The 15,039-nt window shown below is 55.5% G+C and carries 18 protein-coding genes; 4 read left to right on the plus strand and 14 right to left on the minus strand.

The window, feature by feature from the left end:
* Positions 1-37 precede the first annotated feature (37 nt).
* Together ftsH and rlmE are read right to left on the minus strand one after the other, a co-directional pair.
* Positions 38-1,972 carry an ATP-dependent zinc metalloprotease FtsH gene (gene ftsH / locus CE636_RS12265; protein WP_004206183.1) on the minus strand — a complete coding sequence of 645 codons (1,935 nt, stop codon included), beginning with the start codon at positions 1,970-1,972 and terminating at the stop codon, positions 38-40.
* A 99-nt stretch (positions 1,973-2,071) separates the two neighbouring features.
* Complete coding sequence (gene rlmE, locus CE636_RS12270; RefSeq protein ID WP_002918373.1) at positions 2,072-2,701, minus strand: 23S rRNA (uridine(2552)-2'-O)-methyltransferase RlmE; 630 nt, start codon at positions 2,699-2,701, stop codon at positions 2,072-2,074.
* A gap of 123 nt (positions 2,702-2,824) precedes the next feature.
* Here rlmE and yhbY point away from each other — a divergent pair, with 123 nt between their 5' ends.
* Entirely contained in the window at positions 2,825-3,118 is a 294-nt protein-coding gene (gene yhbY, locus CE636_RS12275; RefSeq protein ID WP_002918374.1) for a ribosome assembly RNA-binding protein YhbY, read from the plus strand.
* A gap of 152 nt (positions 3,119-3,270) precedes the next feature.
* Here the strand turns inward: yhbY and greA are convergent, their stop codons facing one another.
* Positions 3,271-3,747, minus strand: a complete 477-nt coding sequence (gene greA / locus CE636_RS12280; protein WP_002918375.1) for a transcription elongation factor GreA — start codon at positions 3,745-3,747, stop codon at positions 3,271-3,273.
* 235 nt (positions 3,748-3,982) lie between these two features.
* Here greA and dacB point away from each other — a divergent pair, with 235 nt between their 5' ends.
* Positions 3,983-5,416 (plus strand): serine-type D-Ala-D-Ala carboxypeptidase, encoded by a 1,434-nt coding sequence (dacB, locus tag CE636_RS12285; protein WP_004206185.1) that lies wholly within the window; start codon positions 3,983-3,985, stop codon positions 5,414-5,416.
* Positions 5,417-5,468: 52 nt separating this feature from the next.
* On the opposite strand, the gene cgtA is transcribed toward dacB, so the two are convergent.
* The 4 genes from cgtA to rplU all read right to left on the minus strand — a co-directional run bounded on the left by cgtA (position 5,469) and on the right by rplU (position 8,311).
* The gene (cgtA, locus tag CE636_RS12290; RefSeq protein ID WP_004206186.1) at positions 5,469-6,647 is read right to left on the minus strand and encodes an Obg family GTPase CgtA; all 1,179 of its coding nucleotides are present in this window, start codon (positions 6,645-6,647) and stop codon (positions 5,469-5,471) included.
* A gap of 15 nt (positions 6,648-6,662) precedes the next feature.
* Positions 6,663-7,628 carry a DMT family transporter gene (locus tag CE636_RS12295; protein ID WP_004206187.1) on the minus strand — a complete coding sequence of 322 codons (966 nt, stop codon included), beginning with the start codon at positions 7,626-7,628 and terminating at the stop codon, positions 6,663-6,665.
* A 93-nt stretch (positions 7,629-7,721) separates the two neighbouring features.
* The gene (rpmA, locus tag CE636_RS12300) at positions 7,722-7,979 is read right to left on the minus strand and encodes a 50S ribosomal protein L27 (protein WP_002434222.1); all 258 of its coding nucleotides are present in this window, start codon (positions 7,977-7,979) and stop codon (positions 7,722-7,724) included.
* A gap of 20 nt (positions 7,980-7,999) precedes the next feature.
* The gene (gene rplU / locus CE636_RS12305) at positions 8,000-8,311 is read right to left on the minus strand and encodes a 50S ribosomal protein L21 (protein ID WP_002918379.1); all 312 of its coding nucleotides are present in this window, start codon (positions 8,309-8,311) and stop codon (positions 8,000-8,002) included.
* A 260-nt stretch (positions 8,312-8,571) separates the two neighbouring features.
* Between rplU and ispB the strand changes: the two genes are divergently transcribed.
* Together ispB and sfsB are read left to right on the plus strand one after the other, a co-directional pair.
* Positions 8,572-9,543 (plus strand): octaprenyl diphosphate synthase, encoded by a 972-nt coding sequence (gene ispB, locus CE636_RS12310; RefSeq protein WP_004206188.1) that lies wholly within the window; start codon positions 8,572-8,574, stop codon positions 9,541-9,543.
* 197 nt (positions 9,544-9,740) lie between these two features.
* Positions 9,741-10,013, plus strand: a complete 273-nt coding sequence (sfsB, locus tag CE636_RS12315) for a DNA-binding transcriptional regulator SfsB (protein ID WP_004206189.1) — start codon at positions 9,741-9,743, stop codon at positions 10,011-10,013.
* A 54-nt stretch (positions 10,014-10,067) separates the two neighbouring features.
* On the opposite strand, the gene murA is transcribed toward sfsB, so the two are convergent.
* The 7 genes from murA to mlaF all read right to left on the minus strand — a co-directional run bounded on the left by murA (position 10,068) and on the right by mlaF (position 14,874).
* On the minus strand, positions 10,068-11,327 hold the full coding sequence (gene murA, locus CE636_RS12320; protein WP_004206190.1) for a UDP-N-acetylglucosamine 1-carboxyvinyltransferase: 1,260 nt from the start codon (positions 11,325-11,327) through the stop codon (positions 10,068-10,070).
* A 53-nt stretch (positions 11,328-11,380) separates the two neighbouring features.
* Positions 11,381-11,635: a BolA family iron metabolism protein IbaG gene (gene ibaG, locus CE636_RS12325; RefSeq protein WP_004144910.1), complete on the minus strand. Its 255-nt coding sequence runs from the start codon at positions 11,633-11,635 to the stop codon at positions 11,381-11,383.
* Between the two features lie 136 nt (positions 11,636-11,771).
* Positions 11,772-12,062: a lipid asymmetry maintenance protein MlaB gene (gene mlaB, locus CE636_RS12330; RefSeq protein WP_004206192.1), complete on the minus strand. Its 291-nt coding sequence runs from the start codon at positions 12,060-12,062 to the stop codon at positions 11,772-11,774.
* Positions 12,062-12,697, minus strand: a complete 636-nt coding sequence (gene mlaC / locus CE636_RS12335) for a phospholipid-binding protein MlaC (protein ID WP_004206194.1) — start codon at positions 12,695-12,697, stop codon at positions 12,062-12,064. The genes mlaB and mlaC overlap by 1 nt, the downstream gene beginning before the upstream one ends.
* Positions 12,698-12,715: 18 nt before the next feature.
* On the minus strand, positions 12,716-13,267 hold the full coding sequence (gene mlaD, locus CE636_RS12340; RefSeq protein WP_004206195.1) for an outer membrane lipid asymmetry maintenance protein MlaD: 552 nt from the start codon (positions 13,265-13,267) through the stop codon (positions 12,716-12,718).
* Between the two features lie 4 nt (positions 13,268-13,271).
* Positions 13,272-14,054 carry a lipid asymmetry maintenance ABC transporter permease subunit MlaE gene (gene mlaE / locus CE636_RS12345; protein WP_004150949.1) on the minus strand — a complete coding sequence of 261 codons (783 nt, stop codon included), beginning with the start codon at positions 14,052-14,054 and terminating at the stop codon, positions 13,272-13,274.
* Between the two features lie 7 nt (positions 14,055-14,061).
* The gene (gene mlaF / locus CE636_RS12350) at positions 14,062-14,874 is read right to left on the minus strand and encodes a phospholipid ABC transporter ATP-binding protein MlaF (protein ID WP_004206196.1); all 813 of its coding nucleotides are present in this window, start codon (positions 14,872-14,874) and stop codon (positions 14,062-14,064) included.
* Between the last annotated feature and the right edge of the window lie 165 nt (positions 14,875-15,039).

Here is a 15,039-nt window from a genome sequence, read left to right on the forward strand (position 1 = left end):
GGTTTTAAGGTTAAAACAAGACATCAACAGCGGCAGCTTATTTGTCGCCCAGCTGCTCTGACATGGTATTGCCCGGGTTCGGCGTACGCGGTTCATCAACCGGACGCGGCGCACGAGGCGTGCCATTGTTGTCAGAGTTGTTAGAAGAACCTGGTTCTTCCCAACCCGCTGGCGGACGAACATCGCGACGAGCCATCAGGTCGTCAATCTGCGGCGCATCGATGGTCTCATACTTCATGAGCGCATCTTTCATCGCGTGCAGAATATCCATGTTGTCGTTCAGCAACTGGCGAGCACGACCATAGTTACGCTCAATCAGCGATTTCACTTCCTGGTCGATGATACGCGCGGTTTCATCGGACATATGCTTCGCTTTCGCGACGCTGCGGCCGAGGAACACTTCACCCTCTTCTTCCGCATACAGCAGCGGACCGAGTTTGTCGGAGAAGCCCCACTGGGTCACCATGTTACGCGCCAGGTTCGTCGCCACTTTAATGTCGTTGGACGCGCCGGTAGAAACATGTTCCGGACCGTAGATAATCTCTTCCGCCAGACGACCGCCGTACAAGGTGGAGATCTGACTTTCCAGTTTCTGACGGCTGGCGCTGATCGCATCGCCTTCCGGCAGGAAGAAGGTCACACCCAGCGCACGACCGCGCGGGATAATCGTCACTTTGTGTACCGGATCGTGCTCCGGCACCAGGCGACCGATAATCGCGTGGCCCGCTTCGTGGTAAGCGGTAGACTCTTTCTGCGCTTCCGTCATCACCATGGAGCGGCGTTCCGCACCCATCATGATTTTGTCTTTCGCTTTTTCGAACTCAACCATCGAGACGACGCGTTTGTTGCCGCGGGCAGCAAACAGGGCCGCTTCGTTGACCAGGTTGGCCAGGTCGGCACCGGAGAAGCCAGGGGTACCGCGAGCAATGATTGCCGCATCGATATCCGGCGCCAGCGGAACGCGACGCATATGCACTTTCAGGATCTGCTCACGACCGCGAACATCCGGCAGGCCAACCACCACCTGGCGGTCAAAACGGCCCGGACGCAACAGCGCGGGGTCAAGAACGTCCGGACGGTTAGTCGCCGCGATAACGATAATGCCTTCGTTACCTTCAAAGCCGTCCATCTCAACCAGCATCTGGTTCAGGGTCTGCTCACGTTCATCGTGGCCACCGCCAAGACCGGCGCCACGCTGGCGGCCGACGGCGTCGATTTCATCGATGAAGATGATGCAAGGCGCTGCTTTCTTAGCCTGTTCGAACATGTCACGCACACGAGATGCACCAACACCGACGAACATTTCTACGAAGTCAGAACCGGAAATAGTAAAGAACGGCACTTTTGCTTCGCCAGCGATCGCTTTCGCCAGCAACGTTTTACCGGTACCCGGAGGACCGACCATCAGGACGCCTTTCGGGATCTTACCGCCCAGTTTCTGGAAGCGGCTCGGCTCACGCAGGTATTCCACCAGTTCGCCGACTTCCTCTTTCGCTTCGTCACACCCGGCAACGTCAGCAAAAGTGGTTTTGATCTGATCTTCCGTCAGCATACGGGCTTTGCTTTTGCCGAAGGACATCGCGCCCTTCCCGCCGCCGCCCTGCATTTGCCGCATAAAAAAGATCCAGACGCCGATCAACAGCAGCATAGGGAACCAGGAGATGAAGATGGAAGCCAGCAGGCTTGGCTCTTCTGGTGGTTCACCAACCACTTTGACGTTTTTAGTCAACAGGTTATCGAGCAGCTTCGGATCGTTAACCGGAATGTAAGTCGTGTAACGGTTACTATCTTTCTTGGTAACGTTGATCTCACGTCCGTTGATACGCGCTTCGCGAACCTGGTCCTGATTGACCTCTTGCAGGAAGGTAGAATAATCCACCTTGCGGCCATTCGACTCGCTGGGCCCAAAGCTCTGGAATACTGACATCAGCACAACGGCAATGACCAGCCAGAGTATTAGGTTTTTCGCCATGTCACTCAAGGGATTAACCTCTTATTACAACTGTGTTAAAAACAGCGTCAGGATACTCTATATCCAGTTTCTTTCAAACTTTCGTTTGAAATCTGCCGGTTATGGTTTACGCCCGGTCGCTACAATATACACTTCACGCGAACGAGCGCGGGAAGAGTCCGGCTTACGAACTTTGACCTTCGTAAACAGGGAGCGAATTTCTCGAAGATACTCATCGAAGCCTTCGCCCTGGAACACCTTCACTACAAAACTACCACCTGGCGCTAATACATCACGAGACATTTCAAGCGCCAGTTCTACCAGATACATAGCCCGGGGAATATCCACCGCCGGTGTTCCGCACATATTCGGCGCCATATCGGACATGACCACTTGTACTTTACTGTCGCCCACTCGCTCAAGTAACGCTTTCAGGACTAATTCATCACGAAAATCGCCCTGAAGGAAGTCCACACCAACAATTGGATCCATTGGTAAAAGATCGCAAGCGATGATGCGGCCGCTGTTGCCGATCTGCGTGACCGCATACTGCGACCAGCCACCGGGAGCAGCACCGAGGTCGACTACCGTCATCCCCGGCTTAAAAATTTTGTCACTTTGCTGTATTTCATCAAGTTTAAACCAGGCACGGGAACGTAACCCCTTTTTCTGTGCCTGTTGAACATATTTATCGCTAAAGTGTTCCTGAAGCCAGCGGCTTGAGCTGGCAGAACGCTTTTTACCTGTCATTTAACATTCCCGTTCGGGTTCATCGTACTTTACTGCGTAAAAATCGACGCGGTAGTTTGGCGATATATGGGAGATGGCGGTAGAATGACCCGTTTTCAATCCCAACGTAAGCAAAAAAATACGATGAATCTGAGTACTAAACAAAAACAGCACCTGAAAGGTCTGGCACATCCGCTCAAGCCGGTAGTTATGCTTGGCAACAATGGTTTGACCGAAGGGGTACTGGCCGAGATCGAACAAGCGTTAGGGCACCATGAACTCATCAAGGTGAAGATCGCCTCAGAAGATCGCGAAACTAAAGCCTTGATCGTGGAAGCCATCGTGCGCGAAACCGGCGCCTGTAACGTACAGGTCATCGGTAAAACGCTGGTTCTGTACCGCCCAACGCCAGAGCGTAAAATCTCGCTGCCACGCTAAGAATATCCTCAATCCCGACACAACTTTGTGTAAAACGAGGGATTTCTGTGGCCAGGCGAGCAAAATGCCATGCTCGTGACGTTGATAAAAGGCCGCTATGCGGCCTTTTTCCTTTCTTTACAATCTATAAACATCGTAGCGGGAAATACGCCTTACAGGTATTCAACCTTGGTAATTTCGTATTCCACTTCCCCACCCGGTGTACGGATAGTCACGACGTCATCCTGCTCTTTACCGATCAGACCACGGGCAATCGGCGAGTTCACGGAGATCAGATTCTGCTTAAAATCAGCTTCGTCATCGCCTACGATACGGTAGGTCTGCTCCTCGTCAGTATCGAGGTTCAGCACACTGACGGTTGAACCAAAAATCACCCGGCCATTGTTCGGCATTTTGGTGATATCGATAACCTGCGCGTTGGACAGCTTCGCTTCGATGTCCTTGATACGCCCTTCGCAGAAGCCCTGCTGTTCACGCGCAGCGTGATACTCGGCATTCTCTTTCAGATCGCCGTGTTCACGGGCCTCAGCAATAGCGGCAATGATTTCAGGACGACGCACAGACTTCAGATAATCCAGTTCTTCGCGCAGTTTTTCAGCGCCACGTAAGGTCATCGGAATCGCTTGCATTAGTTATACCTCTTTATCATTCCTTCAGGGAACGGATAGCCCCGCTCCGCCACCTGTCCTGTACACGGGCAGGACACGAGCAAAAAGAAACCGACCCGGGAAACACTCCCCAGGTCAGCAGCAATTTTTCATTTGATAGGTATTTTACCCCGAAGTTCATTATGGGTCATCGTTTACTTTACTGGGCGTTGCACCGTAGTATGACGGCCTGGCTTCAGGTTGTTAGCGCGAGATTATGCGATTTCCCAGATTTATCATCGGATTGACTGCCGGTATAGCGCTTAGCGCTCAGGCGGCGAATATTGACGAGTACATCACCCAGCTTCCCGCCGGTGCGAACCTTGCCTTTATGGCGCAAAAGGTCGGCGCGTCGACGCCGGAAATCGACTATCACAGCCAGCAAATGGCACTTCCAGCCAGTACGCAAAAGGTCATCACCGCGCTGGCGGCGCTGCTGCAACTGGGGCCCGATTTTCGCTTCACCACCACGCTGGAAACCAAAGGCTCACTGGACGGCGGCGTGCTGAAAGGCGATCTGATCGCCCGCTTCGGCGGCGACCCAACGCTGAAGCGGCAGGATATTCGCAACATGGTGGCGACGCTAAAAAAAGCTGGCGTGCAGCGTATCGACGGCAATGTGCTTATCGATACCTCGGTCTTCGCCAGCCATGATAAAGCGCCGGGGTGGCCGTGGAACGACATGACGCAATGCTTCAGCGCTCCGCCTGCGGCGGCGATTGTCGACCGCAACTGCTTCTCGGTCTCGCTGTATAGCGCGCAGAAGCCGGGCGATCTCGCCTTCATTCGCGTCGCTTCCTATTATCCGGTCACTATGTTTAGTCAGGTTCGCACCCTGGCGCGCGGCTCATCGGAAGCGCAGTATTGCGAACTGGACGTGGTGCCGGGCGACCTTAACCGCTATACCCTCACCGGCTGCCTGCCGCAGCGTAGCGAACCGCTGCCGCTGGCCTTTGCGATACAGGATGGTGCCAGCTATGCCGGGGCGATCCTTAAAGCGGAGCTGAAGCAGGCGGGGATCGCCTATAGCGGCACGCTGCTGCGTCAGACGCTGGCCAATGAGCCCGGTACGGTATTAGCCACCACCCAGTCGGCGCCGCTGCACGATCTGCTGCGGATCATGCTGAAGAAATCCGACAACATGATTGCGGATACCGTTTTTCGTACCATCGGTCATGCCCGGTTCGGCGTACCAGGGACCTGGCGGGCAGGATCTGATGCCGTACGTCAGATCCTGCGTCAACAGGCTGGAGTTGATCTCGGCAACACCATCATCGCCGACGGCTCAGGCCTGTCGCGCCACAACCTGATCGCCCCGGCGACCATGATGCAGGTGTTGCAGTATATCGCCCAGCACGACACCGAGCTCAACTTTATCTCTATGCTGCCGCTGGCGGGCCATGACGGCTCGCTGCAGTATCGCGCCGGCCTCCATCAGGCGGGCGTCGATGGCAAAGTCTCGGCGAAAACTGGGTCACTGCAGGGGGTTTATAACCTTGCGGGCTTCATCACTACCGCCAGCGGGCAAAAGGTGGCCTTCGTGCAATACCTCTCCGGCTACGCCGTGGAGCCAGCCGATCAGCGTAATCGCCGCATACCGTTGGTGCGCTTTGAAAGCCGGCTTTATAAGGATCTGTACCAGAACAACTAAAAACAAAAGGGCCGCATCAGATGCGGCCCTTTTTGATCTAAAGAAGTCAGGATTAGCGTTTGTAGATGAATTCGACGCCTTCTTCGTCGTCTTCGTCCCAGTCGTCATCCCAGTCTTCGTCATCTTCCACTTCGGCTTCGGCCTCTTCAAGCTGCTGACGGTGATAGTCGTCCCACATAAACTCGACTTTCTCCGGCTTCTGCTCTTCTTCCGCCTGCACGATGGGGTTTTCGATGATGAAGGTCATCACGTCCCAGCACAGATCTTTGACGCCCTGCTGGCTGGCGGCGGAGATCAGGTAGAATTTCTCTTCCCAACCCAGCGCTTCAGCAATCGCCTTCGCTTTAGCTTCGGCTTCCGCTTTGTCCATCAGGTCAATCTTGTTAAAGACTAACCAGCGCGGTTTGGAGGCCAGCTTCTCGCTGTATTTCTCCAGCTCGCCGATGATGATGCGCGCGTTCTCAACCGGATCGGAACCGTCGATAGGCTCGATGTCGATCAGGTGCAGCAATACGCGGCAGCGCTCAAGGTGCTTGAGGAAACGAATACCGAGGCCTGCGCCTTCCGCTGCGCCTTCAATCAGCCCCGGGATATCGGCGACCACAAAGCTCTTCTCGTTGTCCATACGCACCACGCCCAGGCTTGGTACCAGGGTGGTAAACGGATAGTCAGCCACTTTTGGCTTGGCGGCGGAGACCGCACGGATGAAGGTGGATTTACCGGCGTTCGGCATCCCCAGCATTCCGACGTCCGCCAGCAGCATCAGCTCCAGCTGCAGGTCGCGCTTATCACCCGGCGTACCCATGGTCTTCTGACGCGGGGTACGGTTAACGGATGATTTAAAACGGGTGTTGCCCAGACCGTGCCAGCCGCCCTTCGCCACCATCAGACGCTGACCGTGTTTGGTCATATCGCCCATGGTCTCGCCGGTGCCCTGGTCGATAACCCGGGTCCCGACCGGCACTTTTACCGTCACGTCTTTACCACGCTTACCGGTACAGTCGCGGCTCTGGCCATTCTGCCCGCGTTCGGCGCGGAAAGATTTTTCAAAACGGTAGTCGATCAGGGTATTCAGGTTCTCGTCCGCTTCCAGCCAGACATCGCCGCCGTCACCGCCATCGCCGCCGTCCGGGCCGCCTTTCGGAATATATTTCTCGCGGCGGAAGCTTACGCAACCATTGCCGCCGTCACCTGCTACGACCAGGATCGTTGCTTCATCTACAAACTTCATTTTACTCTCCGTAAATCATTCGCCTGAGCGGGGCAGCGGTACTACCGCCTCTCGCTTACGCCAACGTCCCCAAAGACGATGACCGATGGCGGAATACATCGCGCCCGCAACCACGACAAACGCACCGAGATAACCAATCAGGTTTAACATCGGTCTGGCGAAAACATCGGGCCAGGCCATTGATAATAAATCAGAAAACAGTAGCGTAAACAGTGGCGTCAAGGTGATTAACGCGCTGACCTGCGCCGCCTGCCAGCGCGCCATGGCTTCCGCCAGCGCGCCGTAGCCGACCAGGGTATTTAACCCGCAAAAAATCAGGCATGCCAGTTGCCAGCTGCTTAACCGGGATATCACCCCAGGCTCAGCGAGCGGCAGTAATGCAATCGTACATAAAGTGTACAGCAAAAATAGTATCTGCTGCGATGCCAGACGGCGCAATAACACCTTTTGCGCGACGCCGTAGCTTACCCACACCGTGGCGGCAGCAACGCCGAAAATTACCCCCCACGTGTAGTCCGTCAGGCGGGTAAAGATTTCAATCAGGCTGGTGTTGAAGAACATCACCAGCCCGCTGAGCAGCATCAACGCGCCCACCACCTGGGTGCCGCGCATGCGCTCTTTCAGAATCACGACGCTAGCCACCATCATGCCCACCGGCGATAGCTGGCCGATGACCTGAGAAGCCGTGGGGCTGAGATACTGCAGGGAAGAACTGAACAGAATGAAGTTACCGAACAGACCGCCGGTGGCAATCGCTAATAAGACCAGCCAGCGCGGCTTGCGAAAAATCCGCAGCGGCGGCAGTTTGCCTTTGATCGCGAGGATCGCGCCAAGGCCAATACTGGCCATCAGGAAGCGATAAAACACCACCGTTGGCGGCGCCATCACCTCAAGAACCTGCTTCATTGCAATCGGCAACGCTCCCCAACACATCGCGGTGGTAAGCGCCAGAATAATGCCAATCCCAGCCTGCTGCTTCATGCCTGTTTCCCTGCAAAAATTTTCCGGTAGACGAATGTAAAAAGCCCCGCAACGTGTTGCGGGGCTTTCATCCGTTACCGGGACGCGAAAAACTTATTCAGCAACGATGCTGATGAATTTACGGTTTTTCGGGCCTTTAACTTCGAACTTGACTTTACCGTCAGTCAAAGCGAACAGAGTGTGGTCACGGCCGCAACCAACGTTGGTGCCAGCGTGGAATTTGGTACCACGTTGACGAACGATGATGCTACCTGCCAGAACTGCTTCACCGCCGAAACGTTTTACGCCCAGACGTTTAGCTTCTGAATCGCGACCGTTACGAGTCGAGCCGCCAGCCTTTTTATGTGCCATTTAAATCTACTCCTCAGGTCTTAGGCGCTGATGCCAGTGATTTTCACATCAGTGAACCACTGACGATGGCCCTGCTGCTTACGATAGTGTTTACGACGACGAAACTTAACGATTTTAACTTTCTCGCCACGACCGTGAGCAACAACTTCAGCTTTGATTACGCCGCCCTCAACGAAAGGAACGCCGATCTTGATTTCTTCACCGTTTGCGATCATCAGCACTTCAGCGAACTCAACAGCTTCGCCAGTTGCGATGTCCAGCTTTTCCAGGCGAACGGTCTGACCTTCGCTTACTCGGTGTTGTTTACCACCACTTTGGAAAACCGCGTACATATAAAACTCCGCTTCCGCGCACCTCTTCGTGTGATTCAGAGTGCGCTATAAATATTCACAATAGGGCGCGAATATTACGCAAAACGCGAGCCTTTGACAAGAGCGATTAGCGATCAATGCAGAAAAAAAACACAACTTTCACGACAACGTTTATCTACGGCAATTTTTCAGTACAATCATATCTTCTTTTAATTCTGTCTTAATCCTTCTGTGATCCCACCTGGATTCATGGTAACAGGACATTTGGCCCGGCTTTTGCGATGAATTTAGAAAAAATCAATGAGTTAACCGCGCAAGATATGGCGGGTGTCAATGCGACGATTCTTGAGCAACTCAACTCCGATGTTCAGCTTATCAATCAGTTAGGCTATTACATCGTCAGCGGCGGCGGCAAACGCATTCGCCCGATGATTGCTGTGCTCGCCGCGCGCGCGGTGGGTTATCAGGGGAGCGCGCATGTCACCATCGCTGCGCTGATTGAATTTATTCATACCGCCACCCTGCTGCATGACGACGTCGTCGATGAGTCTGATATGCGTCGCGGCAAAGCCACGGCAAATGCGGCGTTTGGCAATGCCGCCAGCGTGCTGGTCGGCGATTTTATCTATACCCGCGCCTTTCAGATGATGACCCAGCTGGGCTCGCTGAAGATCCTCGAGGTCATGTCGGAAGCGGTGAACGTCATTGCCGAAGGCGAAGTGCTGCAGCTGATGAACGTCAATGACCCGGATATCACGGAAGAGAACTACATGCGCGTCATCTACAGCAAGACGGCGCGTCTGTTTGAGGCAGCTTCGCAGTGTGCGGGACTGCTGGCCGACTGCACTGCGGAAGAAGAGCGCGCGTTGCAGGATTATGGCCGCTATCTCGGCACCGCTTTCCAGCTGATCGACGATTTACTCGATTACAGCTCCGACGGAGAGCGGCTCGGTAAAAACGTCGGTGACGACCTCAACGAAGGCAAACCGACGCTACCGCTGCTGCACGCCATGCACCATGGTACCGCCGATCAATCGGCGATGATCCGCGGGGCTATCGAGCAGGGCAACGGCCGCCATCTGCTGGATGCCGTCCTGGAAACGATGGCTGCCTGCGGTTCGCTGGAGTGGACGCAGAAACGTGCTGAAGAAGAAGCTGACAAAGCGATTGCCGCGCTGCAGATTCTCCCGGACACCCCCTGGCGTGAAGCCTTGATCGGGCTGGCGCATATCGCGGTTCAGCGCGATCATTAATCCCCTCTCCCTTCCCGCGCAGTGCGCGGGAAAGTTCCAGTAAAAATCCATTCCCTACCGTAAATTTCCCGATATCTTGATACATTCTGAATATTCCGACGCTTTAACAGAACTTGTTAGAACCTTACCTGGTGCGCGGGTATAGTGTCTCCGTTGCCCATATGGGCCGTTCAGGATCTTTATCACCAGGAGAATTTATGGATAAGTTCATCGACTGGCATCCCGCAGATATTGTTGCTGGATTACGTAAACGGGGAACATCGCTGGCGGCAGAGTCGCGACGGCACGGTCTGAGTTCTTCAACGCTGGCGAACGCCCTGACCCGCCCCTGGCCGAAAGGCGAATTAATCATCGCCACGGCGCTGGATACACAGCCATGGGTCATCTGGCCGTCACGCTACCATGATCCGGTAACGCATGAGTTTATCGACAGAACGCAGATGATGCGTCAGAAGAAGATGGACAAGTGATGTGATTATGCGACAAGGACCCGGGAGAGACACCCGGGCCCTGTCAGGACGCGATTACTCGCCTTTCACGCGCTGAATATTGGCACCCAGCGCCTGCAGTTTATCTTCAATACGCTCATAGCCACGATCGATATGATAGATGCGATCGACGATGGTGGTTCCCTCAGCGATACAACCTGCCAGCACGAGGCTCGCCGAAGCACGCAAATCGGTCGCCATCACCTGCGCGCCCGAAAGCTGCTTCACGCCATGACAGATCGCGGTATTGCTCTCGATCTCCGCGTGAGCACCCATACGGATCAGTTCCGGAATGTGCATAAAGCGGTTTTCAAAGATCGTTTCGGTGATCACGCCGGTCCCTTCCGCGACCAGGTTGAGCAGCGTGAACTGGGCCTGCATATCGGTCGGGAAGCCCGGATGCGGCGCGGTACGCACGTTAACCGCTTTCGGACGGTTGCCATGCATATCAAGGCTGATCCAGTCTTCGCCCGTTTCGATGTCCGCTCCGGCGTCGCGCAGCTTCGCCAGTACGGCATCGAGGGTATCTGGTTGCGCGTTACGGCAGAGGATCTTGCCGCCGGAAATGGCTGCGGCCACCAGGAAGGTCCCGGTTTCAATACGGTCCGGCAGCACACGGTAAACGCCGCCGCCCAGACGCTGCACGCCTTCGATGGTGATGCGATCGGTACCCTGGCCGCTGATTTTTGCGCCCAGCGCGTTAAGGAAGTTCGCGGTATCGACGATCTCCGGCTCGCGAGCGGCGTTTTCGATAATCGTCGTACCCTCGGCGAGGGTCGCTGCGCTCATGATAGTGACGGTGGCGCCGACGCTCACTTTATCCATCACGATATGCGCGCCTTTCAGACGACCATTGACCGAAGCTTTTACATAACCTTCTTCCAGTTTGATCTCGGCGCCCAGCTGTTCCAGGCCGCTAATATGCAGATCGACCGGACGCGCGCCGATGGCGCAGCCGCCAGGCAGAGAGACTTGTCCCTGACCGAAACGCGCCACCAGCGGCCCCAGCGCCCAGATAGAGGCGCGCATGGTTTTCACCAGATCGTACGGAGCACAGAATACATCGACCGGGCCGGCGTCAATCCACACCGAACCATTGCGCTCTACCTTCGCGCCCAGCTGACTCAGCAGCTTCATGGTGGTATCGATGTCTTTCAGCTTAGGTACGTTCTGGATCTCTACCGGCTCTTCGGCAAGCAGCGCGGAAAAGAGGATTGGCAGGGCGGCGTTTTTTGCACCGGAGATGGTGACTTCGCCCTGAAGGCGAGTCGGCCCCTGAACACGGAATTTATCCATTGATTCTGTTCTCTATTAAAAATTCACATACGCTGCAGGGGATCCCCCACAGCTTAGAAGCCATTTAGTTTGCGGTCTCGCGCCCACTCCTGCGGAGTAAAGGCCTTGATCGACAGCGCATGGATGCGGTTGTCAGCAATATATTCCATCAGCGGCGCGTAGACGCTCTGCTGCTTTTTAACCCGACTCATGCCATCGAACATCTCACCCACAGCAATAACCTGAAAGTGGCTGCCATCGCCAGAGACGTGGACTTCCTGGAGGGGGAGTGCGTTCATCAGCACGGTCTGAATTTCATGATTTTCCATGGGCTCAAATTTATCTGATAGTGAAAACAGCCCAACATCTTAGAGGAAAGTGGCGCGGTCTTAAACAAGCAAAAAGCCCCGGCGAAAAGATTGCCGGGGCTTTCGGAATAGCTTCAGCGCTAAGACACTGAAAAGATTATGGGATCATATCGACAGGCAGGTTGTAAAGACCGACCAGCGTTTGCAGATTTTCGCTCTTGCCGATCAGCTGCGCTTCCCGGCCCTGGCGGCGAATCAGCGCTACAAAATGCATTAACAGCGCCAGGCCCGCCGTGTCCACGCGCGTGGTCTGACTGAGATCGATGATCGCTGTCCCCGCCGTCGCCTGGGCGCGTGCCTCCCAGAGCGGGACCAGCAGATCCTGGTCCAGCTCTCCGTGCAGCGCCAGCGTCTCGCCATCACGAGTCCAGCTCAGCTGCCCGCTCATTATTTTTTCTGTTCCAGGGTGATCGGCTGAGCGGAGATCGCTTTGAGCTGCGCGGTCAGGCCATCAACGCCCTTGGTACGCAGCAGGTCGCTCCACTCGTTTTGTTTGGTGGTGATCATGCTGACCCCTTCCGCAATCATATCGTAGGCCTGCCAGTTGCCGGTCTGGGTATTTTTACGCCACTGGAAGTCGAGACGTACCGGCGGACGGCCGTTCGGGTCGATGATAGTGACGCGGATCGGAATGATGGTCGCGCTGCCCAGCGGCTGTTCCGGGGCAATCTGATAGGTCTGACCATGGTACATTGCCAACGCCTGGCCATAGGCCTGCTTCAGGTATTCACGGAAGGCGGCAAAATAGGCTTCACGCTGCGCCGGGGTTGCTTCTTTGTAATAGCGGCCCAGCACCAGCGCGCCGGCATACTTCACCTGCACATAAGGCAGAAGCTCCTGGTCGACGATGTCGCGCAGATAGTTAGGGTTGGCCTTGATCTTCGGCTGTTCATTCTTCAGGCGATCGAAGGTTTTCTGCGCCGCTTCATTCATCAGCTTATACGGATTGGACTGGTCTGCCGCCTGGGCGGCGGTCAGCGGGGCAATCACCAGCATGGCGACCATGAGTAAGCGTTTAAACATATCGTGTTTCTCCTGAAATTAATGCGTCGTGCCGGCTGCCGGCGTCGCGTCAGTATGACCTTCTGCCTCGGCCTTATCATTGCCAGAATTCTGATTGTCGCCGCCCTTACTGTTATAAAGGAACTGACCAATCAGATCTTCCAGCACCATAGCGGACTTGGTGTCCTGGATAGTACCGCCGTCTTTAAGAATAGTCGTCCCGAGGTCCGGGTCTTCAAAACCGACGTTCAGCGCCAGATACTGCTCGCCCAGCAGGCCAGAGGTGCGGATCGCCAGCGAACTGGTATCCGGGATATGGTTGTAGCGCTCATCGATATCGAGCTCCACGCGCGGCAGATAGGTTTTCGGGTCGAGGGTGATGTCCGCCACGCGGCCAACAACCACACCGCCGATGCGCACCGGCGAGCGTGCTTTCAGGCCGCCGATATTATCGAAGGTCGCGTAAAGACGGTAAGTCGGCTCGGTACGTAGCGAGGTGACGTTCGCCGCCTTCAGGCAGACAAACAGCGCCGCCAGCAGCGCCACCAGTAAGAACACCCCTACCCAGATTTCATTTTTTTTCGTTTGCATGAACTCAATTCCCAAACATCAGCGCAGTCAGCACAAAATCCAGCCCCAGAACCGCCAGCGACGCATGCACCACGGTGCGCGTAGTCGCCCGGCTAATCCCGGCGGAAGTGGGGATAGCGTCATAACCATTGAATAACGCAATCCAGGTTACCGTAATGGCGAATACCAGGCTCTTAATCAGGCAGTTCACCAGATCCATTCGCCAGTCGACGGCATTTTGCATCGCGGTCCAGAAAAAACCACCATCAATGCCTTTCCAGCTCACGCCCACCAGCGCTCCACCCCAGATCCCCACCGCAACGAAGATAATCGTCAGCAGCGGCAGCGAAATGACGCCGGCCCAGAAACGGGGAGAAATGACGCGGCGCAGCGGATCCACCGCCATCATCTCCATACTGGAGAGCTGTTCCGTGGCCCGCATCAGGCCAATCTCGGCGGTCAGCGCCGACCCGGCGCGACCGGCAAACAGCAGCGCGGCGACCACCGGCCCCAGCTCGCGCAGCAGCGACAGCGCCACCAGCATGCCAAGACTGGTCTCTGCGCTGTAGGTGGTTAAGACCAGATACCCCTGCAGCCCGAGCACCATACCGATAAACAGGCCCGATACAATGATAATCAGCATCGACAGAACGCCGACGTTGTAGAGCTGACGAACCAGCAGCGGCGCGTGCTTGCGAAACTCTGGCTTGCCGACAACGGCGTTGAACAGCATTAATCCGGCGCGTCCAAAGGTCGCGGTGGTTTTAATACCGCGATGGCCTAGCGCGGCCAGCGCATTAAACAGCATCAGTCGCTCAACTCCCTATGCCTAATAAATCATGGTGATAGTCGCCAGCCGGATAACGGAACGGCACCGGGCCGTCGGCAATACCATCAATGAACTGACGAACCCGAGGGTCAGCATTCTCACGTAGCGACTGGGCGCTGCCGTGGGCGACAATCTTTTTATCCGCCACGATATACGCATAGTCCGCAATGCTCAGCACCTCAGGCACATCGTGCGAAACCACGATGCAGGTGACACCCAGCGTGCTGTTGAGTTCAGAAATCAGCTTCACCAGCACGCCCATGGTGATGGGATCCTGCCCGACGAACGGTTCGTCGAACATAATGAGATCCGGCTCCAGGGCAATGGCCCTCGCCAGGGCGGCGCGGCGCGCCATGCCGCCGGAAAGCTCAGAGGGCATTAACTTCGCCGCACCGCGCAGCCCTACCGCCTCCAGCTTCATCATCACCGTCGTATGCAGCAGCGCAGGCGGCAGATGCGTATGTTCGCGCAGCGGGTAGGCGACGTTGTCAAAGACATTGAGGTCGGTGAACAGCGCCCCGGACTGGAACAGCATGCTCATCCGCTTACGCACCGTGTACAGACGCGAACGGGTCATCTGCGGCACGTTCTCGCCATCGAACAGGATCTCTCCCCTGTCCGGCGGGATCTGTCCGCCGATCAGGCGTAACAGGGTAGTCTTGCCGATCCCCGAAGGTCCCATAATCGCAGTAATTTTACCGCGCGGCACCGACAGCGAGATGTCGTCGAAGATCACGCGATCGCCGCGAGAAAAGCGGATACCGCGCACTTCAACTAAATTCGCCTGAGTTTGGCTCATAAAATCATCCTTACTAAGCACCTGATGGGCAAGCATCGCCCTTTCTTACGCCACAATCACAACATTTTTACAGAATCTTACCTGCACAGGTTAGCGAAAGCTGGCATTTGTTTTACTTTTGGCACGCATAAAGTCAAAATTAAGAATTCGTTACGCTGCGTAGGG

Origin of the sequence: Klebsiella sp. LY, assembly GCF_004010915.1 — a bacterium.
Taxonomy (GTDB): domain Bacteria; phylum Pseudomonadota; class Gammaproteobacteria; order Enterobacterales; family Enterobacteriaceae; genus Klebsiella; species Klebsiella quasipneumoniae.